The organism is Mycobacterium sp. 852013-50091_SCH5140682, assembly GCF_001665685.1.
Taxonomy (GTDB): Bacteria; Actinomycetota; Actinomycetes; order Mycobacteriales; family Mycobacteriaceae; genus Mycobacterium.
The window spans coordinates 77666-103617 of record NZ_LZTB01000004.1 but is presented as its reverse complement, the minus strand read 5'-3'; the positions used below and the strand labels follow the sequence as shown (position 1 = coordinate 103617).

General features: G+C 64.2%; 25 protein-coding genes. 17 read left to right on the top strand and 8 right to left on the bottom strand.

Features of this window, described 5'->3' with window-relative positions; all coding sequences use genetic code 11:
* Nucleotides 1-45: 45 nt before the first annotated feature.
* The 5 genes from A5784_RS00580 to A5784_RS00560 are packed head-to-tail and all read left to right on the top strand — an operon-like array spanning nt 46 to nt 5190.
* Nucleotides 46-1494 (top strand): aldehyde dehydrogenase family protein, encoded by a 1449-nt coding sequence (locus A5784_RS00580; protein WP_156750300.1) that lies wholly within the window; start codon nt 46-48, stop codon nt 1492-1494.
* 31 nt (nt 1495-1525) lie between these two features.
* Nucleotides 1526-3058, top strand: coding sequence for an aldehyde dehydrogenase (NADP(+)) (locus A5784_RS00575; protein ID WP_064941257.1), 1533 nt, complete (start codon nt 1526-1528; stop codon nt 3056-3058).
* On the top strand, nt 3055-3585 hold the full coding sequence (locus tag A5784_RS00570) for an acyl-CoA thioesterase (RefSeq protein ID WP_064941255.1): 531 nt from the start codon (nt 3055-3057) through the stop codon (nt 3583-3585). Before A5784_RS00575 ends, A5784_RS00570 begins: the two co-directional genes overlap by 4 nt.
* Before the next feature lie 15 nt (nt 3586-3600).
* Nucleotides 3601-4374: an SDR family NAD(P)-dependent oxidoreductase gene (locus tag A5784_RS00565; RefSeq protein ID WP_064941253.1), complete on the top strand. Its 774-nt coding sequence runs from the start codon at nt 3601-3603 to the stop codon at nt 4372-4374.
* 6 nt (nt 4375-4380) lie between these two features.
* Nucleotides 4381-5190: an LLM class flavin-dependent oxidoreductase gene (locus tag A5784_RS00560; protein WP_064941251.1), complete on the top strand. Its 810-nt coding sequence runs from the start codon at nt 4381-4383 to the stop codon at nt 5188-5190.
* A gap of 93 nt (nt 5191-5283) precedes the next feature.
* Here A5784_RS00560 and A5784_RS00555 read toward each other — a convergent pair whose 3' ends face one another.
* Both A5784_RS00555 and A5784_RS00550 read right to left on the bottom strand, forming a co-directional pair.
* Nucleotides 5284-5787 (bottom strand): hypothetical protein, encoded by a 504-nt coding sequence (locus tag A5784_RS00555; protein WP_064941249.1) that lies wholly within the window; start codon nt 5785-5787, stop codon nt 5284-5286.
* On the bottom strand, nt 5784-7421 hold the full coding sequence (locus tag A5784_RS00550) for a GMC family oxidoreductase (protein ID WP_064941247.1): 1638 nt from the start codon (nt 7419-7421) through the stop codon (nt 5784-5786). The genes A5784_RS00555 and A5784_RS00550 overlap by 4 nt, the downstream gene beginning before the upstream one ends.
* Nucleotides 7422-7709: 288 nt before the next feature.
* Between A5784_RS00550 and A5784_RS38055 the strand changes: the two genes are divergently transcribed.
* Entirely contained in the window at nt 7710-8186 is a 477-nt protein-coding gene (locus tag A5784_RS38055) for a hypothetical protein (RefSeq protein ID WP_156750299.1), read from the top strand.
* Between the two features lie 102 nt (nt 8187-8288).
* Here the strand turns inward: A5784_RS38055 and A5784_RS00545 are convergent, their stop codons facing one another.
* Together A5784_RS00545 and A5784_RS00540 are read right to left on the bottom strand one after the other, a co-directional pair.
* Nucleotides 8289-10430, bottom strand: a complete 2142-nt coding sequence (locus A5784_RS00545; RefSeq protein ID WP_064941245.1) for a DNA gyrase subunit A — start codon at nt 10428-10430, stop codon at nt 8289-8291.
* Nucleotides 10431-10442: 12 nt separating this feature from the next.
* Nucleotides 10443-12476: a toprim domain-containing protein gene (locus A5784_RS00540; protein WP_064941243.1), complete on the bottom strand. Its 2034-nt coding sequence runs from the start codon at nt 12474-12476 to the stop codon at nt 10443-10445.
* Between the two features lie 272 nt (nt 12477-12748).
* Between A5784_RS00540 and A5784_RS00535 the strand changes: the two genes are divergently transcribed.
* Nucleotides 12749-13372 carry an IMPACT family protein gene (locus A5784_RS00535; protein WP_064941242.1) on the top strand — a complete coding sequence of 208 codons (624 nt, stop codon included), beginning with the start codon at nt 12749-12751 and terminating at the stop codon, nt 13370-13372.
* A gap of 7 nt (nt 13373-13379) precedes the next feature.
* On the opposite strand, the gene A5784_RS00530 is transcribed toward A5784_RS00535, so the two are convergent.
* Complete coding sequence (locus A5784_RS00530) at nt 13380-14042, bottom strand: TetR/AcrR family transcriptional regulator (protein WP_064941240.1); 663 nt, start codon at nt 14040-14042, stop codon at nt 13380-13382.
* 134 nt (nt 14043-14176) lie between these two features.
* Between A5784_RS00530 and A5784_RS00525 the strand changes: the two genes are divergently transcribed.
* The 6 genes from A5784_RS00525 (at nt 14177) to phoU (ending at nt 21143) form a co-directional block, all read left to right on the top strand.
* Nucleotides 14177-14602, top strand: a complete 426-nt coding sequence (locus A5784_RS00525) for an MmpS family transport accessory protein (RefSeq protein ID WP_064941238.1) — start codon at nt 14177-14179, stop codon at nt 14600-14602.
* Nucleotides 14599-17502, top strand: a complete 2904-nt coding sequence (locus tag A5784_RS00520; RefSeq protein ID WP_064941236.1) for an MMPL/RND family transporter — start codon at nt 14599-14601, stop codon at nt 17500-17502. Before A5784_RS00525 ends, A5784_RS00520 begins: the two co-directional genes overlap by 4 nt.
* Nucleotides 17503-17558: 56 nt before the next feature.
* Nucleotides 17559-17969 carry a DUF5078 domain-containing protein gene (locus A5784_RS00515; protein WP_072278610.1) on the top strand — a complete coding sequence of 137 codons (411 nt, stop codon included), beginning with the start codon at nt 17559-17561 and terminating at the stop codon, nt 17967-17969.
* Nucleotides 17970-18121: 152 nt separating this feature from the next.
* Complete coding sequence (locus tag A5784_RS00510) at nt 18122-19369, top strand: threonine/serine exporter family protein (protein ID WP_082944573.1); 1248 nt, start codon at nt 18122-18124, stop codon at nt 19367-19369.
* Nucleotides 19370-19395: 26 nt separating this feature from the next.
* On the top strand, nt 19396-20424 hold the full coding sequence (locus tag A5784_RS00505; protein ID WP_064941232.1) for an alpha/beta fold hydrolase: 1029 nt from the start codon (nt 19396-19398) through the stop codon (nt 20422-20424).
* Nucleotides 20425-20498: 74 nt separating this feature from the next.
* On the top strand, nt 20499-21143 hold the full coding sequence (gene phoU, locus A5784_RS00500; RefSeq protein WP_064941230.1) for a phosphate signaling complex protein PhoU: 645 nt from the start codon (nt 20499-20501) through the stop codon (nt 21141-21143).
* 18 nt (nt 21144-21161) lie between these two features.
* On the opposite strand, the gene A5784_RS00495 is transcribed toward phoU, so the two are convergent.
* Nucleotides 21162-21785, bottom strand: a complete 624-nt coding sequence (locus tag A5784_RS00495; RefSeq protein ID WP_064941341.1) for a DsbA family protein — start codon at nt 21783-21785, stop codon at nt 21162-21164.
* Between the two features lie 79 nt (nt 21786-21864).
* Here A5784_RS00495 and A5784_RS00490 point away from each other — a divergent pair, with 79 nt between their 5' ends.
* A complete protein-coding gene (locus A5784_RS00490) occupies nt 21865-22617 on the top strand; it encodes an alpha/beta fold hydrolase (RefSeq protein WP_197514584.1) in 753 nt (250 codons plus the stop codon).
* Between the two features lie 115 nt (nt 22618-22732).
* Complete coding sequence (locus A5784_RS00485; RefSeq protein WP_064941339.1) at nt 22733-23383, top strand: TetR/AcrR family transcriptional regulator; 651 nt, start codon at nt 22733-22735, stop codon at nt 23381-23383.
* Nucleotides 23384-23417: 34 nt separating this feature from the next.
* Here the strand turns inward: A5784_RS00485 and A5784_RS00480 are convergent, their stop codons facing one another.
* The gene (locus tag A5784_RS00480; protein ID WP_064941337.1) at nt 23418-23663 is read right to left on the bottom strand and encodes a MerR family transcriptional regulator; all 246 of its coding nucleotides are present in this window, start codon (nt 23661-23663) and stop codon (nt 23418-23420) included.
* Nucleotides 23664-23875: 212 nt separating this feature from the next.
* Between A5784_RS00480 and A5784_RS00475 the strand changes: the two genes are divergently transcribed.
* Both A5784_RS00475 and A5784_RS00470 read left to right on the top strand, forming a co-directional pair.
* Nucleotides 23876-24328 carry an Hsp20/alpha crystallin family protein gene (locus tag A5784_RS00475; RefSeq protein ID WP_064941335.1) on the top strand — a complete coding sequence of 151 codons (453 nt, stop codon included), beginning with the start codon at nt 23876-23878 and terminating at the stop codon, nt 24326-24328.
* Between the two features lie 410 nt (nt 24329-24738).
* Entirely contained in the window at nt 24739-25374 is a 636-nt protein-coding gene (locus A5784_RS00470) for a PAS and ANTAR domain-containing protein (protein WP_064941334.1), read from the top strand.
* Between the two features lie 12 nt (nt 25375-25386).
* On the opposite strand, the gene A5784_RS00465 is transcribed toward A5784_RS00470, so the two are convergent.
* Nucleotides 25387-25827: a low affinity iron permease family protein gene (locus tag A5784_RS00465; protein WP_064941332.1), complete on the bottom strand. Its 441-nt coding sequence runs from the start codon at nt 25825-25827 to the stop codon at nt 25387-25389.
* Nucleotides 25828-25952 lie beyond the last annotated feature (125 nt).

Sequence of the window (25952 nt, the reverse complement as noted above, 5' to 3'; positions counted from 1 at the left end):
GCTGTTTGCGACAGTACGCCGTACCACCAAGGAGTAGTAAGCAACATGGCATTCATCGCCCCCACCGTGCCCACCGTCGCCAACCTCATCAATGGCGAGTGGGTCGAAGGCTCAGGCACCGGCACTCTGTCTGTTCTGAACCCTGGCACTGGTGGGGAACTGACATCATTCACCTCCTCCACCGCCGAGGACGTCGATCGCGCTGTGGCCGCAGCTCGCTCTGCGCAACCGGCGTGGGCCGCACTTTCGGCTCGCCGGCGATCCGAGGCTCTGCACGCGATTTCCATTGAATTCTCAGCTCGCCTAACCGAATTCATTGGTCTGGAGGTACTAGACGCTGGCAAGCCGGTTACCGCGGCCACCGAGGCGGAACTACCCGACATTGCCGACTCGGTGCGCCACTTCGCCGGCGCTGCCCGGGTGCTCAGCGGTCAGGCAGCCGGCGAATACGTAGCCGGCACCACGACTTTCGTGCGCCGCGAACCCCTCGGCGTCGTCGCCGGTATCACGCCGTGGAACTACCCACTGTGGCAGGCAGTTTGGAAGATCATGCCGGCTCTGGCCGCAGGCAACACGGTGGTCATCAAACCGGCAGAGATCACGCCGTTGTCCACCGTCGCGTTTGCCGCCTTGGCTCAGCAGCACTTGCCTGCAGGGGTTCTCAACATCGTCAACGGTCACGGCAGCGTGGTGGGTGCTGCGCTGGCGGCCCATCCCGGCGTCAACTTGGTGTCGTTCACCGGGTCGACTGCCACTGGTCGTAACATCGCCGCAGCGGCCGCACAGAATCCCAACCGGGCCATCCTCGAACTGGGCGGCAACGCGCCTGTCATCGTCTTCGACGATGTGGACGTCGACTCGGCCGCCGAGAGCATCGTCGGTGCCGCGCTGTACAACGCCGGCCAGGAGTGCATGGCCGCCACGAGGCTCATCATCGCCGACTCCATCGTCGACGGTTTCCTGGAAGCCGTCATCGACAACCTCAAGAAGGTGGTCCTCGGCGACCCGACCGACGCGAACACCACACTGGGACCGCTGATCTCGGCTACCCAGCTCTCCCGCGTCGAGAAACTCATCGCCAACCGGCCAACCGCCTCGACCGTGCTACACGGCGGCCACCGCCCGGACCGACCGGGCTTCTACCTGGAGCCCACACTCATCACCGGCCTGAGTCAGGACGACGACCTCATTCAGCAGGAAATCTTCGGGCCGGTTATGACTGCGCAGACCTTCACCGACGAGTCCGAAGCGGTGGCACTGGCCAACGGCGTGGACTTCGGCCTGGCCGGATCGGTCTGGACCCGCGATGTCGGACGCGGGATGCGGGTCGTCAACGCCCTCAACTACGGCAATGTCTGGATCAACAACCACCTCGTCGTTGCGCCAGATCTGCCGATCGGGGGCCTCAACTCGTCCGGTTACGGCAAGGAGGGCGGGCAGCTCGGCATCGAGGAATTCACCCGCGTCAAGCAGATCGGCATCAACCTCACCTGAACCGCCAGGCCACCCACCGAAAGGAACGAACTTGTCGTACGTCGCCGGCGTCGATCCCCGCACCGCGAAGCCGCTTCCGGCTGTCACCGAAGAAACAACCGACCACCAGGTCGACACGATTGCCGGGCGGGCCGCCCCTGCTTGTGCAGGCCTGGAGGCCATGGGCCGGCAGGGTCGCGGCGAGCTACTCGACGCCATGGCCGAGGCGGTGGAGCGGCACCGCGACGAACTTGTCGACATTGCCACGCTCGAAACCGGTTTTGCCACAAGTAAACTCGACGCCGAATTGACCCGCGCCGCCTATCAGCTCCGGTTCTTTGCTGACGTCATTCGCGACGGTGGCTACCTCGAGGCCACCATCGACCGCGCGGGTACCACCCCAATGGGCCCACGACCGGACCTACGCCGACTGCTGGTGCCGATCGGACCGGTCGCGGTCTTCGGAGCCAGCAACTTCCCCTTCGCGTTCTCGGTGTTGGGTGGGGACACCGCTTCAGCGCTCGCCGCCGGCTGCCCGGTGGTGGTGAAAGCACATGCCTCCCATCCCGCGACGTCCAGACTGTCATTCGATGTGTTGGTCGAGGCGGCCGCACAGATGTCGGCACCCGAGAGCGTGCTCGGCATCGTGTACGGACGCGACGCAGGCACTCGCCTCGTTGCCCATCCCGCCATCCGCGCCGTCGGCTTCACCGGCTCGCTCAGCGGCGGAGAGGTCCTGATGGACATCATCAATCGGCGGCCCGATCCGATCCCGTTCTACGGCGAGCTGAGCAGCCTCAACCCAGTGATTGTCACGCCTCTGGCCGCCGCGGAACGCGGCGAGGCGATCGGCGCGGAGCTGGTCACGTCGTTCACTCTCGGCGCCGGCCAACTGTGCACCAAGCCGGGGCTGGTTCTTGTTCCCGACAACGCCGATGGAGACGGCCTGGTGCGCGCGGTGCGCGAAGCTCTGGCCGACGTGGCCCCGGCCCCTCTGCTCAACGAGCGCATCTTCGAAAGCTACTTCCACGGAACCCACGACCTACGCAGACGTCCACACCTGTCCACCGTTGGCGATACCGACGAGGAGCTGACCGCCGACGGGTTCACAGTCGGGCCGATCGCCTTCGAGACCGACATCGCGAACCTGCATGAAGATCTCGTTACCGAGATCTTCGGTCCGGTCACGGTTCTCGTGCGGTACTCCGCGGCCGAGCCAGAGGCCGCCACCAGTTCGGCCCTGGCGATACTGCCACATTCACTGACAGCGACTATCGTTCACGGAGCCGACGAAGACACACTGGTGTCCCGGCTCACGGACATCGCGCGACCGGCAGCCGGGCGCATCGTCTACAACGGGTTTCCGACCGGGGTCGCGGTGTCCTGGGCCCAGACGCACGGCGGGCCCTGGCCGTCGACGAACTCGCTCCATACATCGGTCGGCGCTACCGCGATTCGGCGCTTTCTACGGCCGGTGACGTACCAGAACGCACCCGAATCGGTGCTACCCGAAGAGCTGCGTGACGGTTCCGCCGCCTTTCCGCGCCGGATCGACGGTGTCCTGACACTGCCCGCTGATCGATGACGATCGAACACCAGAGTTTGGGGCAAGCACCGTCGTCCTCTGATTCGGCCACGCCGGAACACGCAGTCACCATGACTGTCTTGATGTCGCCAGATATGGCGAACTTCTCGGGCAACGTGCACGGCGGCGCGATTCTGAAGATTCTCGACCAGGTCGCCTACGCGTGCGCAAGCACCTATGCCCGTAGTTATGTGGTGACGCTGTCAGTGGATCGGGTGCTCTTTCGCGAGGCCATCCATGTAGGCGAACTGGTCACGTTTTCGGCGGCCATAAACTACACCGGACGAACTTCGATGGAGGTCGGCATCAGAGTCGACACCGTCGAACCCCGGACCGGCGCTACTCGGCACACCAACAGCTGTTACTTCACCATGATCTCGGTGGACAGCGACGGCAATCCCGTGCAGGTGCCACAGTTGCAGCCGCGCGACCCGCTTGGAATGCGCCGTTACGAAGACGCCCGCCGGCGTCGACGTGCTCAACGGCGCCAGTTCGAGGGCGAACACGCCTGCGAACCCATCGAGTGAAAGCTGGTTCTTACCATGGCATTACCCGTCACCATCGTCACCGGCGCATCCTCCGGCATCGGCGCGGCCACTGCACACCTGTTGGCCGAGCGCGGACACGCGGTGGCACTGCTCGCGCGCGACAAGGTTGCTCTGCAAGAGGTCGCGGCGGCACTTCCCAACGGCACCAGGTTCTTGGTGCTGCCCTGCGACGTGACTGTCCCCGAGCAGGTCGCCGATGCTGTCGGTGCTGTTGTAGAAGAATTGGGAATGCCATTCGGGTTGATCAACGCCGCCGGTGTCTGTGTTCCGGGACCGCTACACCAGATCACGACCGACAGCTGGCAGACGACGCTGTCCGTCAATCTAACCGGGACCTTTCTCATGTGCCAGGCCGTGGCCGCGGCGATGTCCGCTTCTGAGGCGGTGGGCAGCATCGTCAACTTGGGTTCTGAAGCAGCGTCGATCGGTATGCCGCACTACTCGGCGTACTGCGCGAGTAAGGCCGGCGTCCTCGGTCTGACCAGAGCCCTGGCGGCCGAACTGGCCCCTCGGGTACGTGTCAACGCCTTGTGCCCTGGACCGGTCGACACCCCGATGCTGCGCAGCGAGCTTGCTTTGTCCGCTGACCTCGATCAGGCATACGAGGCCGAGGTCGGTCGAGTTCCGTTGCGCGCCATCGCCAGTCCCGCCGAGGTCGCTGACGCAGCTGTGTGGCTGCTGCACGCCGGTACCGCTACGGGCACCGCGCTCGCACTCGATGGTGGAACCACCGTGGCGTGCTACGGCGCCGCACCGCATCAGCACTAGCCGATCATGCCACTCAAACAGGCACTCAACGTACCCAACGTCGGAAACCCCAACGCCATCGTCGAATTGGCGATACAGGCGGAAGCCGCGGGTTGGGACGGGTTCTTCGTTTGGGACACCATGCAGACCGACGCGCCGCAGAGCGTCGACGTGCTGGATCCCACTGCGATCCTCTCGGCGATCGCTGTGTCGACTTCACACATCGCGCTGGGTCCGATGGTCGTTGCGCTCCCACGTCGGCGACCTTGGAAAGTCGCCAAGGAAATCATCACCGTCGATCATCTTTCCCGTGGCCGCGTCATCGCCGGCTTCGGATTGGGTGCCCCGCCCAAGGAGGAGTTCGGCGACTTTGGGGAGCCGACCGATCTCCGAGCACGCGCCGAACTACTGGACGAGGGCCTTGGGATCATCGACGCGATATTCGCCGGTGTAACGCTTGATCACGCAGGATCTGCGTACACAGTGCGCGCCCATCTGAGTCCGAGAGGCTATCAACGTCCACGGCCGCCGATTTGGATCGCTTCCATCGGCACTAACCGCGGGCCGTTGGCCCGCGCTCGGCGATGGGACGGAGTTTTCACCCTCACCAAGGATTTTCAGGGACTTGCACCCTCCGACGTACAAGCGTGGAGAGACAGGCTCGACCGCGACGATGACTACGCCATCACCACCACCGCCCGCGCCGGAATCCGCTCCCGTGACCTCGAAGCCGCCGGACTGAGTTGGCGCGTGAGCGAGCCGCCAAAGCTCCACAACGACTGGATCCGTGACATACGCCCACTCGTTCTCGCGGGTCCCGCCGCATCGGATTTCTGACCACGGCGAAAGGTCAAAGCCGACAAGCACGCTCCGAAACGATGGAGCATCAGACCGGGACCACACCGGCCCCGGTCTGATGCGCCGTGCGTATTATTCGCCGGCCGCGGAGACGTAGATGAAACCCCGCTCCAACACCGGGTCGAGGATTCCGCTGCCGATCTCCTCGGCGGCCAGTGCAACCGGTGCGGGATCTCGGTGCTGGCCGGGATAGCCGATCAATTTCATGACCTGCGGGGTCATGAAATAGGCGCCGGCAACGACCGATGACAACGCATCGAAGGTGAACTTGTCCTCGACCGCCATCGCCTTGAGCGTTTCCCACAGCTTTTCCTCGGGAACGTCGACGAGTTTGCCGGCCGCGCCCACGACGGCGTCGAACACGTCTGCCCGTGCCGCGAGAGCCAGATGCAGATACGACGTGTACTGCTCGGCCTCGCTGGCCTTCGGGTTGGGACCCGACGCGGGGATCAGACAGTCAGCCACGCGCAGTAGCGCAGGCAACTCGGTCGCAGTGAGTGTGCGCGGCGGACGTGTGCTCCGTGGCGGCACCGACAGCCGCAGGTGTGGAGAGATCGAATGGACCTTGGCGGTCATGCGTGTGCCTTTCGTGCAACGACCTGCGCAACGAGGTTCTTGGCGACGCGCAGAGCCAGAGCGCTGATGGTAGAGGTCGGGTTGGCGGATCCGGAGGTGACGAAGATGCTGCCGTCGGCGATGTAGAGATTGTCGACATCGTGGGTCTTGCCGTAGGAGTCGACGACGGAAGTTGCTGCGTCGTTGCCCATCCGAGCGGTGCCCAGCAGGTGACCGGGCTGGTCGACCCATATCTCTTGGGTGATGATGCGGACGGCTCCTGCCGCCTCATGCAGCTCGACCATGCGATCGACAGTGAATTTCAGTATTTTCCGGGTGTTTTCGCTGATGCGGTACTCGACCTTCGGCGCCGGCAGACCATCACCGTCGACCAAATCCGGAGAGAGGGTTACACGGTTGTGTGGCTCGGGCAGGTCCTCGGTGTTGGCTGCCCACAGAATGCCGTTCTGTGCCAACCGGGCCACCTTGTGCACTGCCGGGCCCCACAGTTCTTCGAAGTCGAGTTGGCGGTGAGCCTCGATTGCGTTGAGCGGTCCCGGAGTCGGCAGGATGTGCATCTTGCTGCCGCGCACGAAACCGCGCGATTTGTCTGTTTCGTAGAACTGGAGTGAGTGGATCAGCTGCCCCGCCGGGCCGCGCCAGCTTTCCAGTGACTCCTCGTAGAACCCGAGCGCACTGCAATTGGGGTGCAGCATCAGGTTGCGGCCGACCATGTCCGACGAGTTGGCCAGACCATTGGGATGTCTGTCACTGGCGGATAGAAGCAGCAGCCGGGGCGTCCCCACCCCGTTGGCGCACAGCACCACGGTGCGAGCGGCTTGAAACTGCACCACGCCGTCGCGGTCGACATATTCCGCACCGGTGGCCAGCCCGGTGGCATCGTCGGTCACGACTCTGCGGACTCGGGCACCTGTGACGATCTTGGCGCCAAGCTTCTGGGCCTGGGGCAGGTAGATCAAGTCGAACGACGCTTTCGCGCCCTGCGGGCAGCCCCATTCGCAAGTGCCCCAACGACCGCACTGCTCAAGGGTTTTGAAACTCTGACTCGCGATGGCATTCGTGCCCGGCCACCAGTGCCAGCCCAATGAGTTGGCCGCCTCGGCGCCCTTTAAACCGGCCTTACCCAGCGGATTCGGCGGCAGCGGGTACTCCAACCCGTCCGGGTAGGCAGTGTCGCCGTCGACGCCCGATACGCCGATGAACGCGTCGACTTCGTCGTGGTACGGCTTGAGATCGTCATAGGAGATGGGCCAGTCGTCGCCAACGCCGTCGAGCGTCTTCACTCGGAAGTCGGAAGGCACCAGGCGCGGCCATTCTGCCCCGTAGAAGATGGAACCACCGCCCACGGCGTTGAACATCACGGGCCACATGTCGGACTCGGATACGTCGACCGGATAGTCCGACGGAAGTTTGCGAACGTTTGGGTCGTGTGACCAGTCATGCTGAATCAGCAGTTCCCACTCGGGGTGGTTGGCCGGAAAATCACTTGGATTTACCCAGTCGCCCTGCTCCAGCACCATCACGCTGAGCCCCGCGGCAGCGGCGGTGTGTGTGACGACTGCGCCGGAGGGGCCGGCCCCGATCACGAGAACATCGACTGGGAGATCTGCGTCGCCGGAAGTTTCTGATGCCATGAGGACCTCTCTCGAAGAACACCGTCGCGACGTGCGTGCTGCGTCGAACGGAAGCCATCGCACGTGGACCGCGCGGATCCTGTCGGTTGTGTATTGTCGACATGAACCAATTTATTGTGGGGGCCATTCCCCAATGCGTCAAGTATCTCTGTCGGAAGCGAGGCTGGCGCGGCATGCGGGTATATCGCGCGGGATGGGCTATTGCGTATTGTCGACAAAGAGCTGTTAGTCTGCCGTTGCTTGGGGCGCCGGCGTGACCGTCGGACGAGTCTTTCGAGAGGATAGGCCATGGACCAGTGGTGCACTGCCGAAGATATTGCCGCAGAACATGATCGGCTTGCTGCGACTTTGGCCGACTGGCATCCGCCCTACGCCCATGGAGTGGGACTCGTACCGGGCGACGCGCGGGTGGCCTCACCTGAGCACTTCCACGTTGTCAACATCGGACAGAAATCGCTTCCTGGCGTGATCATTGCCGACGTAACTGGCTATCGGCGTGGGACTTGGTCATACGAGCTCAGTCGGCGTGAGCTTGAACGAGCTATCAAGCAGTTGGCTCCCGCTGAGGCTTTCGCCGCGCACCCGCACCCAAATCTGTGGACGTGGCGAGATCGCTATTTACCCGCATTGACTCGGGATCGGAATGCCCGTCTGGTGGCTGTCTTTTTGGCTACAGAGGAGGCCACCGAGGACGAGGTTGCCGAGGTCGCGGCATTTCGCGAAGCTGTGAAGCGAGACGGCGAGGGGCGCTATCAGGTGCCATGACGGCAGGCAGCAGAGCAGGCGCCATGGAACGAAATATTTTGCAGGACAACATGAAAGTTCGAGCAGTGTGCTGCTACTTCGCCGCGGCGCCTGCAGGTGTCCTTATCCCGCAGGCGACACGTCGGTGCCTGACCCCTTCACTGATGCCTTGGCTCGCTTCTCCGCGCGTACCGGTTTACCGTTGCGCACATAGCCCGTCGTCGAGATAGCCGCTGCGAGCACAGCGTCCTCGCCGCCCACGAACGGGTGGAACCCGACACCCGCCCCGCCCCGGCCCTTCACCGGGATGTCGGCGACTTCGGTTACCTTCCAACCCTTTTCGGAGATCGACAGGATGGCCTCGCCGTTTTCACAGCTGATCGGCAGCGCGGCGATGACCTCGTCGTCGCCGTCGCCGGCAAGCTTCACCCCGGCCACGCCGTTACCGGCCGCCCCCTGCGGGTTCACCGCGGCGGGGTCGATACGCAGGATCTTGCCGCGTCGCGTCACCAGGCCCAGGTGGTAGCCGGGTGTCAGCACGCCGGACCGCAGCAACCCGGTGATGTCAGGTGCCACCGGGATGTCCCGGATCTTGAACGGCAGACCGTTGCCGGTGGTGAACTTGACGCGTCCGTCGGTCCACACCGCCCAACCCAGGCCCGAGGTGAGGAGGTCGCCGTGGCTGTCGGAGAACACACCCCGGTCGTCGAGGCGCCAAGCGGTATTGACTTTGCGTTCGCGGGGGCCGTCCTCGTCGGAGCTCGACGCCGTCGGGGTGGCGTCGAAGTCGAGGACGGTGCGGCGGTCGAATTCGGGGCCCTTGAACAGCTTTGCCGTCTCCACGAGCTCGTTGTCGATGACCACGCGTCGCGCGTCGGGATTCGAAACCAGTTCGGTCAGTTCGGCGAACTCGGCGTCCAGCTTCTCGGCTTCTGCCTGCAGCTCGATGACGTCGAGCCGGGTCAACCGCCGCAGTTGCAGTGCCAGCACATAATCAGCCTGGTCGGAATCGATCTCGAAACGCTCCTGCAGTCCCGTGCGGGCCTCGTCGACCGTATCGGAGGCCCGAATGATCGCGACGGCAGCATCGATGTCCAGGTGGATCTTCAGCAGGCCGGCTACCAGATGCCGGCGTGCGACGACCTTCTCCAGCCGATACTCGCTGCGGCGCACCACGACTGAGTCACGCAGGTGCAGGAACGCACTGATCAGCTCACGCACCGACCACCACCGCGGCACCCGGTCCTCGTCGAGGGCGACGAGGCTGGCGGCGAACGTCGACTCCAGCGGGGTCAACGCGAGCAGTTGGTCACGGATGGTTTCGGCGCTGTGGCCGCGCTTGGCGGTGACCACGATCCGCAGCCCGTTGCGGCGGTCGGTCAGGTCAGACATGTCGGCCACACCGGACAGTTCACCCGACTCGACCAGGGCCCGGATCCGGTCCTGCACAGTGTTACTCGCGACCCCGGGCGGTAGTTCGGTGATCACGACGTTCTTTCCGTCGACCGTCAGGGTGCCGCGTACCGTGAATGCCCCGCGACCGGTGGTGATGTACTCCCGCAGCCCGGTGGCGCCGACCACGGTCGCGCCGCAGCCCCAGTCGGGGCCGGGAATGAGCTTCACCAATCTGTCATCGGTCATGTTTGGGGTTTTCAGCAGCGCCCGGCAGGCGGCCATCACCTCGCGCGGATTGTGTGCGGGCACCTTGGTGGCCCAGCCTTCGGCGATACCCACCGCGCCGTTGCACAGCAGCACCGGCCACCGTGCCGGCAGCACCGTCGGCTCGATCCACTCGCCGTCGAACGTGGACACCATGGGCACCGCGTGATCGTCGAGTTCGGCGGTCAGTGCCGCACCGGGCGCCGACAACCGCATCTCGGTGTACCGGTCGGCAGCGGGGATGTCACCTTGGATGCGCGGGAATGCGCCTTGTCCGTCAATGACTTTCACGCGCTGGAAGTCGGCAGCCATCAGCGCGGCCGCCCCGTACATCGACGCGCCGCCATGCGGATGCAGGTTGCCGGTGACGGCCGAGCACACCTTCGAGGACTTCTGCGGCTTGTTGCCGGGCAGCAGTTTCGAGTCGTGCATCTGATAGAGCAGGCGCCGTTGACCAGGCTTGAGCCCGTCGAACGCCGAAGGGATGGCGCGATCGCTGACGCTGTAGAGCGCGAAGGTCAGCTGGTAGTGGTTCCAGTAGTCGTCGGCGCTCTGGTCGAGCACCAGATCCGGGTTCTGTTCAGGAACGTCCAGGGTTGCGGTCACAGATACTTCTTCCTAGTCCAGGTCCAGCGCGGAGGTGTCGACGCGGGAGGCGACATCGGCCATCCACGTGCGTCGGCCCTCGGGCGGTCCGCCGAACAGCGTGTGGTGCAACTTTTTGTCGTCGTCGTCGAGGTGCACCCGAATCACGGTGCGCCGCTGCGGATCCAGCACGGTGTTCCAGAAGTCGTCGGCATCCATTTCGCCGAGGCCTTTGTTGCGCTGAACCTCTACCTTGCGTTTCGAGGTGGCGCGCATCTGTGCCACCGCGGCGTCGCGCTCGGACTCGTCCTGGCAGTAGATGCGCTGGGTGCCATCCTTGACCACGAACAGGGGCGGCAGCGTCACGTAGACCATTCCGGCCTCGACGAGCGGGCGGTAGAAGTCCAGGAACATCGAGATCAGGCTCGAGTTGATGTTGCCGCCGTCGGGATCGGCGTCGGAGGCGAACAGGATCCGGTCGTACCGGCACTGTTCCGGATCGCAGTTGTCCCGCAGCCCGCAGCCCAGGATGCGTTCGATCGCGTCGAACTCGTCTTTGACCCGCGCCTTGCTCACGGTGAACCCATAGACGTTGGGCGGCTTCCCTTTCAGCGGGAAGGCCGCCTGGAACGTGGCGTCGCGCGCCGCTTTGATGGTGCCCAACGCCGAATCGCCCTCGCACAGGAAAAGCTCGGCGCCCGACCCGCGGCCGGTTTCTCGGCTGGGCAGCAGCTTCGGCGGCAGCGACAGATTGGTTCCGAGCCCCTTGGCTTTCGACGCCGCGCGGGAGCGGGCCTTGGCTCCTTCGGCACTGCGCCGCGCTCGGGCGGACTCCAGCGCCAACTTGGTCCAGAGGGTCACCGCGTCGCTGTTGCCGGGGTTGGCCGCCCAGATGGTGACGCTGCGCGCCACGTCGGGGGCCATGGCGACGTTCAACGACCGCGACGACACCGCGGTCTTGGCCTGGGAGTCCCATGCCACGTCGGGTGCGCGGGTGTCCACAGCCAACGCGGTGACCGCGGCGAAGTCCTGTGGCTCCGGGCCGTCCTCGCCCTTGGCCAGGCCCAGGTCGCGGATGCGGGACGCACGGTCGGCCAGGGCTTCGGACAAACCTTTCATCGCGGCCGTGAGATGCGATCCACCGCCCGGGGTGCGCACGGTGTTGCAGAACGCTGCAACCGTGGCCGGTTCGGCAGGCCCGGCGGTCAACGACCAGCGGAACGGCGTGGGGCCGCGGCCGGTCGTGTACTCACCCCGTCCTTCGACGGCTGCGCGCACGTCGGGCAGGGGAGTGCCGGCGGCGGTGCACATGAGGTCGAGCAGGGTGTCGGTGCCCCACGGCCCGTTGAACGGTTCCATCAACGCGGGCGGCAGGTCCTCGCCCGGCCAGCCTTCGTCGACGACGTGGAGATGCACGCCGGGCGACATGCGCGCCGCGGCGTGGGCCCGCAGCAGCACCTCGCCGATGTCCACGCTGGAATCCGGCACCACGGCCGGGTCGAACAGGATGCGCACCGTGGTGCCGTGCGCGTCTGGCTTGCGGTTGCCGGCGCCGCGCAGCTTCTGCGTGTCAGCGCGGGTGAACGGGGCGTCCGGGTCGAACTCCTTACCCTCGAACGTCCCCGGATAGCCACGGCCGAAACTCTGCAGGTAGGTCTTTCCCGCGCGGCGCACCGTCACGTCGGTACGGGCGGAGATGAACACCGCGGCTGCGGCGCCGATGCCGTTCAAACCGGCACCGGTGCTGGCAGCGTCGGAGTGGGCGGAGAACTTGCCACCTGCCCGTGCGGTGCCGAGTGTCTTGACGATGCCGTTCTTCCCGGTGACCGGGTCGGAGTCGACGGGAAGGCCGCGGCCGTCGTCGGCGACGCTGACCGATCCGTCGGCATGCAGGGTGATCGTCACGGTGGACCCGCCGTGGCTGGGGTCGGCGACCTCTTCGATCGCGTTGTCGACCAGCTCACGCAGCGCGGTGTTGAGCACGTCCAGGCCCAGGTTCACCGCGGGCCGCAGGCGCGTGTGCTGGACATCGTCGAGCTCGGTGATGTCTGCGGCGTTGTAACTCACTGCTGGTCCTTCCCACCGGGGCCGGCGTCAGGGCGATCGGGGTCTCGTCAAAGGTGTGCCGCTGGAATCGTAGGCGGCAGGACCGACAGCTCTGGGTATGCCGCTCGGGGGATCCGGCAAGAGCCTTTCCTCACCATGTCTGGACCATCCCCTACCAGGCCGTTTCCGAACTTAGTTATCCAGCAGGGAGAGTTGTGATAGCCGTATATGAGAATGCCCGTCTCGCTGTTGACGGCGCGGTCGGCGCGACCTGCACTCCTACAATTCCGCGTATGTCGTTCTCGCTCGATCCTGAGGCAAGGCCGTACTCCGAGGAGACGATCAAGAAGTCCCGCTTCATCGCCCGGCTCCGCCAGTGCTGCGGCGAGGAGGAAGCCAACGAGTTCGTGGCGCTCGCGCACGAACTGGAACGTGGAGCAGGCCACCACTGCTTCGCCTACGTCCTCGGCGATGACGTCGAGACTCGCATCGAGCGGTACAGCGACGACGGTGAGCCGAGCGGAACCGCAGGTGCACCGATCCTGTCGGTGCTCAAGGCTCGAGAGCTGGTCAATGTGGTTGCGGTGGTTTCGCGGTACTACGGCGGTATCAAGCTCGGAACCGGTGGGCTTACGCGGGCATACTCCGGCACGGTCACCTCGGCACTCGAATCGGCGACACTGCAGGCGCGTGTCCGGTTGCAGGTGTTCACCCTCGCGGTCGATCACGCCGAGGCGGGGTGGGTCGAGGCCGAACTGCGGCGGCGCGGGTTCGAGGTCGACGGAGTGGAGTATGGGCAGAAGGCGGTCATCAGGGTGCTGTGCGCCGAGGCGACGACTCTGGATTCCGCAGTCGCCGAAATAACTTCGGGTCGTGGCGAACTCGTTCACCTAGGGCATCTGTGGGGCAGCGGGTGACGTTCTCCTAGGGAGGGTTGCCCGCCGGATGCCAGCCACGCATTGCTGCGTCCATCTGGTCGTCTTTCAGCGCGTCCACGCGGAGGCCTGGTTGGTCGTCGCGCTGCCGCATGCCGTCGAGCAGCAGGGCGACGTAGCGCCGCCACAAGTCGGGGTCGACGTGGCCGGCCCATTCGCTCACGGTTCCGGCCAGCAGGCCGAGGATCGGCATGTCCGAACCTTCTACGTCGGGCCGCAGATAGCCGTCGGCGCGGGCCCGCTCGACAAGTTTCGTGACCGACGGGGACAGCCGCAGCCGTGCGCATTCGACTCCGTGGCCGCCGTAGGCCCTGCTGTAGACCATCTCGCGCAGCCCTCGGTCGGTCGCGGTCAGCTCGCACTGTTGCTCGACGAACCATACGAATCCGTCCCACGAATTGTCTTTCTGCAACGCGGATTCCGCGAGAGCGACGACCTGATCGATGCCGTCCTCGAAGACGGCGTCGAGTAGCTCTTGTTTTGTGGCGAAGCGTCGGTACACGGTGCCCACCCCGACATTGGCGTGCTTTGCCACGTCGTTGAGGGTCGCTTCGAGACCCTTTTCGGCGAACAGTTCCCGCGCGGCGTCGAGAACACGCTGCCGATTGCGCTCTGCATCCTTGCGCAGTACGCGGCGAGTTCCGTCGGTCATATCTCCCAGCTTAAGTGATCGGGGTCATAAGTGGATTGAAGTTATCCACTTATTAGGTTAGCTTGCTTAACGGAACTGAGCAGGCTGTCGCGCACAAGGTCGTCGCGAACCCACCGAACGCTGAGAGGCCCACAATGACCAAGGCGCTGCGACGTATGTGGCTCCCCGTGTTGATCATCGTCGCCGTTGTGGCCGGCGGGCTGGTCGTGATGAACGTGCGGAAGGTTTTCGGATCGAATCCCGTTGTGGTGACGGACAAATCCTCGGACAACGCCGAGGACTTCAACCCCAAGATCGTCAAGTACGAGATCTTCGGCTCGGGTGCCACGGCAGTGATCAACTACATGGATCTCGAAGGCAAACCTCAGCGCGTGCCCAGCACGCCGTTGCCGTGGACGTTGACTCTGCAAACCACCCTGCCGTCGGTGATGCCCAACATCATGGCCCAGGGCGACGGAGACAGCATCAGCTGCCGCGTGAGCGTCGATGACGAGGTCAAACAGGAGAGGACCGCTACCGGCATGAACGCCGAAACCTTCTGCTTTGTGAAGGCCGCATGAGCGCGCCGACGGACGACGCTCCGACCGACGCCATTCCCGCGGCACGCCACGCGGCGCCGTCGAGGCCGCGGCTTCCGCGGTTCATCCGAACGTTCGCGGTGCCGATCATCCTGGCGTGGATCGCGATCGTGGCCGTTCTCAACACCGTCGTCCCGCAGCTCGAGGAAGTGGGCAAGCTCCGCGCGGTGTCGATGAGCCCCAACGACGCACCGTCGATGATCGCCACCAAACGGGTCGGCAAGGTGTTCCAGGAGTACGACACCAGCAGTTCGGTGATGATCGTGCTCGAAGGCGACCAGCCGTTGGGTGCCGACGCACACGACTTCTACGACAAGATGGTTCGGGATCTGCGGGCCGACACCACCCATGTGCAGCATGTCCAGGACTTCTGGGGAGATTCGCTGACCGCCAAAGGCGCACAGAGCGCCGACGGCAAAGCCGCCTACGTCCAGGTCTATATCGCAGGCGATCAGGGCGAAACGCTGGCCAATGAGTCGGTCGAGGCCGTACGTCACATCGCTACCGAAAGTCCCGCTCCGCCAGGCGTGAAGGCCTATGTCACCGGACCTGCGGCGACGAGCACCGACCAGAACGCCGTCGGCGACAAGAGCATGGAAATGATCGAGATGGTGACCTTCGCGGTCATCGCCGTCATGCTGCTGGGGGTTTACCGGTCCGTCATCACGATGCTCATCGTGATGGTGATGGTGGTGCTCGAGCTGTCGGCTGCCCGGGGTCTGGTGGCATTCCTGGGCTTCCACAACGTCTTCGGGTTGACGACCTTCGCCACGAACCTCGTGGTCACCTTGGCCATCGCCGCGGCCACCGATTACGCGATCTTCCTGATAGGTCGATATCAGGAGGCCCGGCGAGCCGGTGAAGATCGAGAATCGGCCTACTACACCATGTTCCATGGCACCGCGCACGTGGTGCTGGCCTCGGGCCTTACCATCGCCGGTGCGACGCTGTGCCTGCACTTCACCCGGTTGCCGTACTTCCAGACGATGGGCATCCCGCTGTCGATCGGCATGGTGATCGTCGTCGCGGCGGCCCTGACCATGGGGCCCGCCGTCATCTCGGTATTGAGTCGCTTCGGCCGCATCCTGGAGCCCAAACGCGTTACCCAGTCCCGCGGCTGGCACCGGATCGGCACCGCCACCGTGCGGTGGCCCGGCGCAATCCTGGTGTGCGCCGTCGTCGCATCGCTGATCGGCCTGATCACGCTGCCCGGCTACCACACGACCTACAACGACCGCATCTACCTGCCCGACGACGTTCCCGCGAATGTCGGGTATGCCGCCGCCTTCCGGCACTTCTCCGAGGCGAAGATGAACCCGGATCTCATGATGATCGAGACCGATCGCGATCTGCGGAACCCGGCCGACTTCTTGGTCATCGACAAGATCGCCAAGGCGCTCAAGGCAGTTCATGGCATCGCCCAGGTGCAGACCATCACCCGGCCCGACGGAGATCCGATCAAGCATTCGACGATCCCGTACTCGCTGGGCCAGAACGGCACCAGCCAGATCATGAACAACGACTACATGCAGACCAATCTCGACAACATGCTCAAACAGGCCGACGACCTTCAGATGAGCATCGACGCGATGACCGAGATGATGAACATCCAGACCGACCTCGCCGCGGTGTCGCAGCGCATGGCCGACAAGATGAAGACCACCTCGGGTGACATCTCGTCGGTTCGTGATCACTTGGCAGACTTCGACGATCAATTCCGGCCCCTCCGTAATTACCTGTACTGGGAACCGCACTGCTTCGACATTCCGATGTGCTGGTCCCTGCGGTCGGTCTTCGACAGCCTCGACGGCATCGGCACGATGTCCGACGACTTCCAGGACCTGGTTCCCGACATGCAGCGCATGGCCGACCTGATGCCGCGGATGGTCGCCGTGATGCCGGCACAGATCCAGTCCATGAAGAACCAGAAGCGGACGCTGCTGAACCAGTACCAGGTGCAGAAGGCGCAGCAGAACCAGACGATGGCGATGCAGGAGAACTCCACCGCGATGGGTGAGGCGTTCGATACGGCCAAGAACGACGACTCGTTCTACCTGCCGCCGGAGGCATTCCAGACCGCCGACTTCCAGCGCGGGATCAAGCTCTTCATGTCACCCGACGGACATGCGGTGCGGTTCACCATCATTCACCAGGGTGACCCGCTGACGCAGGAGGGAACCTCACGTATCGAACCGCTCAAGATCGCCGCGGCCGACGCGATCAAGGGGACGCCCTTCGAGGGAGCCAGGATCTATCTGGGTGGCAGCGCAGCCATGTACAACGACATGCAACTGGGCGCCAACTATGACCTGCTCATCGTGGCTGCGGCCGCGCTGATCCTGATCTTCATCATCATGATGGTGCTCACCCGCGCCGTGGTGGCCTCGGCGGTGATCGTCGGGACGGTGGTGCTGAGTCTGGCCTCGGCATTCGGCTTGTCGGTGCTGCTCTGGCAACACGTCGTGGGCATCCCGCTGCACTGGATGGTGTTGCCGATGTCGGTCATCGTGCTGCTGGCTGTCGGCGCGGATTACAACCTGCTGCTGGTCTCGCGGGTGAAAGAAGAGATCCATGCGGGTTTGAAGACCGGCATCATCCGCGCCATGGTCGGTACCGGGGCCGTGGTCACCGCCGCCGGGCTGGTCTTTGCCTTCACCATGGCGTCGATGGCGGTCAGCAACCTGATCATCATCGGTCAGGTCGGCACCACCATCGGCCTCGGCTTGCTGTTCGACACCCTCGTCGTGCGCAGTTTGATGACCCCTTCGATTGCCACCCTGCTCGGCCGCTGGTTCTGGTGGCCGCAGCGAGTCCGCCAACGCCCGGTCCCGCAACCCTGGCCGAAGGCTATCCAGCGGAACCCTGAGGAGGCGCTGGCCTGATGAAGGGAAACAGATTGTCTACCAACCTGATTCGTTGTGCCGTCGCAGCTGTCGCGATGGCTGCGACAGTGGGAGCGGTTCCGGTGGTCGCGTCGGCCGACGCGACCGACGACTACCCCATTCCCAACCGCATCCTGAAGACGCCCTGTACGGCGGAGCAGATCATGGCCGCCGCGCGTGATGTCGAACCGGTGTACTACGAGCGCTACATGATCGACTACAACAACAAGCCCGCAGCCGATCAGCAAGGCGCCCAGGACCGGATCCACTGGTTCTTCTCGTTGGACTACGCCGGACGGCGGCAGTACTCCGAAGACACGGCCACCAACGCCTTTTACGAGAACATGTCCTGGCGGTGGCCGAACTGGGCCAAGTTGTTCTTCAACAACAAAGGCGTGGCCGCCCGTACCACCGACGTCTGCATGAACTACCCGGCCGACGACATGTCGGTATGGAACTGGACCTGATTTCCGGAGCAGGTCAACAATTTCCGCGGGCGAAAATTGTTGACCGTGTTGCGGTCCTGTGGAATCGCTGAATTCGCCCTGAGGCGACTCGAGTACGGTTCCACAGGCCAAACCCGGCACGTGGTCACGGCAAACGATTTACAGTTCCGATCGTGTCCGAGACGGTTGAGCACGTCGATGACGCGCGGCGCGCAGTCGTCGACTATCTGGCGCGGCTCGGTGCCGCGATGCTGGCGGCTGATTATTCGGTCGCCTTCGTGCGGCAGGTGCTCACCGACTGCAGCGGCCACTATCACGTCGAACCTCGATTTCTGATCCTGCCCAACTACATTCAAGTCGGCGAATCCTGCCACAGTCACATCGAACATGTCAGTGGTGATCTGCGCTACGACCAGGCGTTCCACCTCGGCGCCCTGGTACGGCGCACCCACCGCAACGCCGTCTCCGCCGAAGCCGGGTCGGCCGAGCTCACCCGAATTCTGGCGCTACCCCGTCCACTTCCGTGGTGGGTCAACATGATCGGGTACGCCGTGCAGAGCGCGGCATACGGGCTGATTCTGCAGCCGACGCCCGTCGCACTGGTAGCGGCCACCGGGTTCGGTCTGCTCGTCGGGGCGCTCGACATCATCGGGCGCTTCAATGCCGGGTTTCTCCGGCTGCTGCCGTTCATCAGCGCATTCGTCGTCACCTTCGCAGCGTTCAGCTTGGGACGGTGGCTGCACATGGGGCAGGACAGCCTGCGGGTTCTCATTCCGCCGCTGACGCTGTTCCTGCCAGGTGTTGGGATCACGCTGGCCGTGCTGGAGGCGTCCACCGGCGAAGTGGTCTCAGCGGCGGCTCGCCTGACCCAAGGCTTCACCCGCCTGGCTCAGCTCGCGCTGGGCATCGTGCTGGGTATCCAAGCCCTCGGTATCACGCAGTGGGAATTGACCGATGTGCCGCGAAACCTGCTCGGTCCGTGGGCGCCATGGCTCGGGGTCGCGGTGTACGGCGTGGGAATCATGCTGTATCACGGGCCGCCCCGACGATTTCTGCCCTGGCTTCTGCTCATCCTGTACGTCAGCTACGCCGCCCAGTTCGGCACTGCGCAGCTCTTCGGCGCATACACCAGTGGATTCGGCGGTGGCATGGCGCTCATGTTCTGCACCTTGGCGCTGGGCGAGTTGCGCACCACGCCGTCCTCACGCGTCCTGCTGGCTCCCGGTTTCTGGCTCATGGTGCCCAGTTCCATCGGACTAGTGGGTATCACCGAGATCGTCGGCGGCGACGGGGACAGCACCAACGCGATCATCCTGATGTTGGTATCGATGGTGTCGATCTCGCTGGGATTCCAGGCCGGACGCGCGTTGTGGGAACTCGTGCCGACGCGGATCCGCGTGCGCGACGATGCCGAATATTGACGAGTCGCACACAGAAGGGCCCTGACATGGAACGAACTGCCCAAGCGTGGCTGGAATCAGGTGGTCACTTCGAATGGGTCCCGACCGAACCGATGCGGCACACCGACACGCTGAATATCTTCCACGCCGAGTTCGGCGATCCCGAGGCGCCGACACTACTGATGGTGCACGGGTTTCCGACCAGCAGCATCGATTGGCAGGACGTGGTGGGGGACCTCAGCGCCGACTATCGCGTGTGCGTCCTCGACCTGCCCGGCTTTGGCTTTTCGGACAAGCCCAAAGGCGAGAGCTACACCCTGCAGCGCGACAGTGAGCTGCTCGGCTACTACCTGGTCGACGTCCTCGGTGCGCACGAGGGCGCTGTCGTCGCCCACGATCGCGGCGACAGTGTTGCGCTTGCGTTCGCCCGCCGCTGCAGCACCGGCCAGACGCCGTTCGCCGTGTCCAACCTCGTCCTCAGTAATGGCAACATCTTTCTGCCCTTGTCGAATCTGAACGAGTTCCAGCGCCTCGTCCTGCATCCGGAGTCGGCTCCCGCGACCATCGCGGCCATCACGCCCCAGCTTCTCGCGGCCGGCTTGGGACAGACGACGTTCACGCCGCGGCGGGCACTCGACGATCCGGCGATCGCCGCCCTGGCAGAGACCTTCGCCGTCAACGACGGCATCGGCGTCATTCACGACACCATCCAGTATCTGGTGGAACGTTCCGAGCATGAGCGTGACTGGCTACAGGCGCTGGCTGCCATGTCGGTGAAAACCACTGTGGTGTGGGGGTTGTACGACGAGATATCGCCCCTTCGGGTCGCGGCATACGTCTGGAACAACTACCTCGCGACCAAACCGGGGGACAACGAGTTCTGGCTACTGCCGGGCGCCAATCACTACCTGCAGAATGACCAGCCTGCGCAATTCGTGCATGTCCTCAAAGCGACTCTGTCGAACAGCTCGCCCGTCGCACCGGGTGCGGTGAGCGCCGATCCGGGGGCGCCGGTGTTCCTCGACCGGTCACGGCCGCAAATGCCCACGGCACAGGACATGCTCGCCGGACCCTAGATTCGCGCCTCCGGCGTACCGATGACCGGACGGTCCTGTGCGCGTCCGCCGCTTAGGTCATAGCATCAGCCTGCATGCGGCACGCTTTTCGAGCGCAGCTCGATGCCCTCCACGGTGGGATCGCGAATCTGTGCGATCAGGCCGGATCCGCCATGGACCACGCCACCGAAGCGCTGTTGCAGGCTGACTTGCAGATCGCCGAAGATGTCATCGACCGCTACAACGACATCTCTTACCTGTGCACCACGCTCGAATCGGATGCGCTGGTGATCCTGGCTCGGCAAGCCCCCGTGGCCGGGGACCTTCGAGCGGTGGTGAGCTCGCTCAAAGATGTGGCCGACGTGCAGCGGATGGGTGCCCTGGCGACGCATGTCGCGCGGATCAGTCGGCGCCGCCATCCCGCGGTCGCCGTACCCGGCGAGGTTGCCGACTATTTCGGCGAGATGGGCCGCATCGCCGTGAGGCTCAGCGAGGACACGAAAAACGTTGTGCTGTCCCGCGATCCAGACCAAGCCGCGCAGTTGAACGTCGACGACGAAGCGATGGACGCGCTGCACCGGGAACTGTTCGCGCAGGTGATGAACCCCGGCTGGTCACACGGCACCATCACAGCCGTCGACGTCACGTTGTTGAGCCGCTACTACGAACGCTTCGCCGACCACGCTGTCGATGTCGCCAACCGGGTCATCTACCAGACGACGGGAAAGCAGCAGCGCTGAGCGCGGCACAGGGTGCTCTCAGCGCGGCAGCTGATCGAGCCAACCCGAATTTCCGTCGACGGCCTTCTCGTCGATGACGACAAGCGGCACACCGGGATCGGGGAACTGGCTCAGCAGCGCATGGTTGTTCGTGGCGATGATATGCGCGTCGTAGGGGATGGGCAGGCCCAGCCGGATCATGTCCTGTGCGGACTGCGGCGCGCCGACACGATCGGCGAGGCCGGCGAGTTGATCGTTGCTGAGATCTGACGGGCCCTTTTCTTTCGGCTGCTGATCAGCGGAATAGATCTGCTCGATGAAGCGCCACGTGGTGTCGCTGGATTGCGAGTGGTCGGCGACAAGGTACGCCGCGTAGATCGCCCGGCTGTCGTAAGTCCCACTGGCCGAGTACTTTTCGAGAAAATTGACGAAGCGGATGTTGACGTGGAGCTTGCCGGCCTCGATGCGCCGGCCGATCTCGGCACCCTGGTCTCGCACCATTTTCCCGCTGAACGGGCACAGTGGGTCGAGATAGAGCTCGATCTGGCCCGGCGCCGCTGGATCACCGAGCGAGATGACATCGCCGGCGGCCGACGCGTCGGCCGCGTATGCGCTCCCGGCGCTGGGACCCCACATCACCAGTGACGCTGCGAGCAGACCCATCAACGCGATGTGAATCGATCGAAATGTCGGCAGCTTCCTCGAGCCCGCCCCGGTCTGGCTCACATTCATGATCACCATCATGGCCCAGATGCGCGTGGCAGCATGTGGCTGTGCGTTCGAGCGATCGACGGTTGATGCCGGGGCCGGCGGAATGACGACGTTCTTGCTCATCCCGGGCGGTGGTGCGGACCCGTCTTGCTGGCGGTTCGTGGTGGCCGAGTTGGCCGACCGTGGGCACCGTGGAATCGCGGTTGACCTGCCTTGTGAGGACGATGCGGCGAACCTGCACACCTATGTGGAGGCCGTGGCTGCCCAACATGCCCAGCAGCGTGACGACCACGAGCGGCCGGTTGTCGTTGCTCACTCGTTCGGTGGCTTCACCGGAGCCCTCGCCTGTACGCAGGTCGATGCGTCCGCCCTGGTCTACGTCTCGGCCATGATCCCGCGTCCGGGGGAACGTCCCGACGATTGGTGGGCGGCGACCGGGTGGAAGAACGCGCAGCGGGCCGCAGCCATATCGGGCGGGTATGACCCCGACGACACGAACGCTGTGTTCTACAACGGCGTCGATGCCGCGGTGATCGCAGACGAGGTCGAGCGTGGGCAGTCAGAAGCGCCGTCGATGTTCCCGTGGCCCGCAGCAGAGCTTCCGCAGCTACCCACCCGGTTCGTGCTGTTCAGGGATGACCGCTTGTTCCCCGAGCGGTTCATGCGTCGCGTAGTGGCCGAACGACTCGGCGTCGAACCTGACGTCATCCCCGGCGGGCACATGGCGATGCTGTCGCATCCGGTGGAGCTCGTGGACCGACTCGTCTCGGCGGCCGAAGCCTGAACCAGTGCGAAGGACGATGTAACGCCGGGCAACCCTGCCACCGATACGCGAATGTGACTGCTCGCACGGCTGTAGCGAACCAGCCCTCCAAGTCCGGGGTGGCACGTTGCTGGAGGTGACGACGCCGTCTGTCGCGCCGCGTCGACGAGGTCGCCCACCGACAGCTACGGCAGCAGGGACCCGGGGCCGGATTCTGCGGGCGGCCCGCGAAGTGTTCAGCGAGTGCGGCTACGAGGCCGCGACGTTCCAGACCATCGCGCGCCGCGCCGGCCTGACCCGACCAGCCGTTTGTCATCATTACGCAGGCAAGTCGCAGCTGTACAGCGCAGTGGTCGAGCAGACGATTGCCGCGGTGATCAGTCCCGCCGTCCTCAAGGCGCAGCATCAGCCGACCTTGTTGACCAAGCTGTCGACCTTCTTCGCGTCGGTCATGAGCGCCGAGTCCGCTGCTGCCGCATTTCTGGTGACGACGGTGTTCGAGTCACGTCGGCACCCCGAGTTCGCCGACTCCACGCCCGATGCGTTGCAGGCTTCGCGGGAGTTCGTCGCGTGGGTGCTTGACGACGCCGTGAGTCGTGGCGAGGTGGTCGTCAACACCGACGTCGCCGAGACGGTGGAAATGTTGCTCGCGGCCATGTGGGGGATGGGCTTCTACGTCGGCTACGTCAGCGTCGGCGGCCCACTCGGCGACATGGTCGACCAGTTCGAGCTGCTGATGGCCAACAAACTCTGGCAGCTGAGCGGCGCAGTGGCTGATCAGGCGTAGTCGAGTCAGTCCTCGGGCTGATGTCTGTCGCGTCCTACTCTTGCCGGTCGATGATTTCCCGCAGTTCGGAGTTGTCGTCTTCGAGATCGAGGATGCGGGCAATGCCGGCGATGTTGACACCGGCGGCCACCAATGTCGTGATGCGCCGGATGCGGGTGAGGTCATCCGCGCTGTATCGGCGGGTGCCTCCTTCGGTGCGGCTCGGGGACAGCAGTCCGTGGCGTTCCCACAGCCGTAGCGATTGGGTGGGGACGCCGGACAGCTCGGCGGCCACGGAGATGCCGTAAACGCCGTGGTCGGGGGCGGGTGTGCCGCGGTGACGGTGAGGGTTGGCGCCTGCCGATCCGGTGCTTGCGGCGTCCGGGAAATCTTGGGGCGGCAATCTACTTGCCTCTCATCTATCGTGGTGCTATATAGAAACTTGTGCTGACTGACACAGATTATCAGTCAGCTTCCATTCAGAACAGGAAAGGATATGTGGAGGTGGCCACCATGCTGATGCGTACTGATCCGTTCCGGGACCTGGACCGCTTCGCCCAGCAGGTGCTCGGCACGGCAGCGCGCCCGGCGATCATGCCGATGGACGCCTGGCGTGATGGTGAAGAGTTCATCGTCGAGTTCGATCTACCCGGCATCGCGGAGGACTCGCTGGATCTGGACATCGAGCACAATGTGGTGACGGTGCGTGCGGAGCGGGCACCGGTAGATCCTGACCGGGAGATGCTCGCCACGGAACGGCCCAGGGGAGTGTTCTCACGCCAGTTGGTGCTCGGAGACAACCTGGATACCGCCAAGATCGCCGCGAAGTATCACGACGGGGTGCTGCAGCTACGAATCCCGGTGGCGGACAAGGCGAAACCCCGCAAGATCGCCGTCGACCGACCCCGCGAGAACGTGATCGTGGATGCGGATTCCTCGTCGCCCAGAGAATCCATCAATGCCTGACCGGCCGCGCACGCGGCAATAGATGTCGCGGTGCGCGGCGCCCCGGGGAGCTGGACGGTCCGGACTCCTTCAGGCCCAGCGCCCCGGCACACTCGCTGAGTAGACACCCGCATCGGGAGGGGGTGAGACCACCACGATGTAGCGAGATGAGGGGGTGGCGGCGACAGCGCCGCCCCCTCCCCCACCACGGTGCACTATCGGAAAGGCTGTGAAGCGAAACGTGCTGGGTAACTTACATTCTGATATGAAATGAACCTTGCATCATCGAAGGTATCTAGGATGGAATCATGGCTGGGGCTGGTGACGGCACGTGCATTTCCGGGGTTGAAGCCTCCGGAACTACAGGTATTGCACAGGTCGACATGATCGAGGCCGCTAAAGAGGACTTCGCCGAACAGACACCGTCCTCGATGGGATGGTTCCGCTTCTATTTCGATGAACAGCGATGGGAGTGGTCAGAGCAGGTTGCCCGCTTGCACGGCTACCAACCTGGCACGGTGGTGCCGACGACCGAACTGGTGTTGTCGCACAAGCACCCCGACGACCGGGAACAGGTCGCCGACACCATCGAAGCCATCATGAGCACCCGCGGCGCACTCAGCAGCAGACACCGCATCATCGACACCGCCGGTGCCGTGCATTGGGTGATGGTGATCGGAGATCAGTTCTTCAACGAGCACGGCAGGGTGATCGGCACGCACGGTTTCTATGTCGACGTGACCCCGGCCGAGCGCCAGCGCCTGGACGCCGAACGTCGGAGGCAGGACCTTGTCACGGCACGAGTAGCCGAGATCGCCACCAATCGGGCCAGTATCGAGCAGGTCAAGGGCATGTTGATGCTCATCTACAACGTCGACGAGGACGTCGCGTTCGACGTGCTGAAGTGGCTGTCGCAGGAACATAACGTCAAGCTGCGCGTCCTCGCCCAGCAGCTGCGCCACGATCTGCGGGAAAAGGCCCGGGAAACCGTCGACCAATCAACCTATGACCACGTGCTGCTGACGGTGCCTCAACGTCTCGCCGAGAACCCTGACGCAGGGGCCTGAGACCAGACCTGTTCAGTCGGCGCTTTCTCGCTCTTCCAGGCCCACTGCCGCCCGTAGTTCCTTCGCGTCGCCCTCGGCGTCAGGGTCGTCGCGCAGATGCTGCATGAGGTCGGCGAGCGCTTCGGCGATGGCATTCAGTTTCTGCTGAAGCGCGTCGTCGGCGCGGCGCTGGGTGTTCTGCAGCAGAGCCACCAACAAGAACGTGATGATGGTGGTGACCGTGTTGATGATCAGCTGCCACGTGTCAAGCTGCAGAAACGCAAACGTCGGCGCCCAAATGACCACGAGGAGCACACAACCCAGGAAGAACCAGGCTCGGGACACGAATGAACTCGCGCCGGTGGCGAACCTGTCGAACAGCGACAGACCCGATTTGCTGTTCGACGGCATGACATCCTTTTCATCGTCCGAGCGCTTCTCGTTGCGCTCGGCCGAATTCTCGACCGCCACCATGTCCGATCCTTCCGCCCACAATCCGACGAACGCTGTGCCGCGCTGGTGGCCGTGATTTCCCCACATGTGGCGGAATAAACCTGTGGATGGGTGTCCGCAGACGGCAGCGGCGTGGCGATAGCATC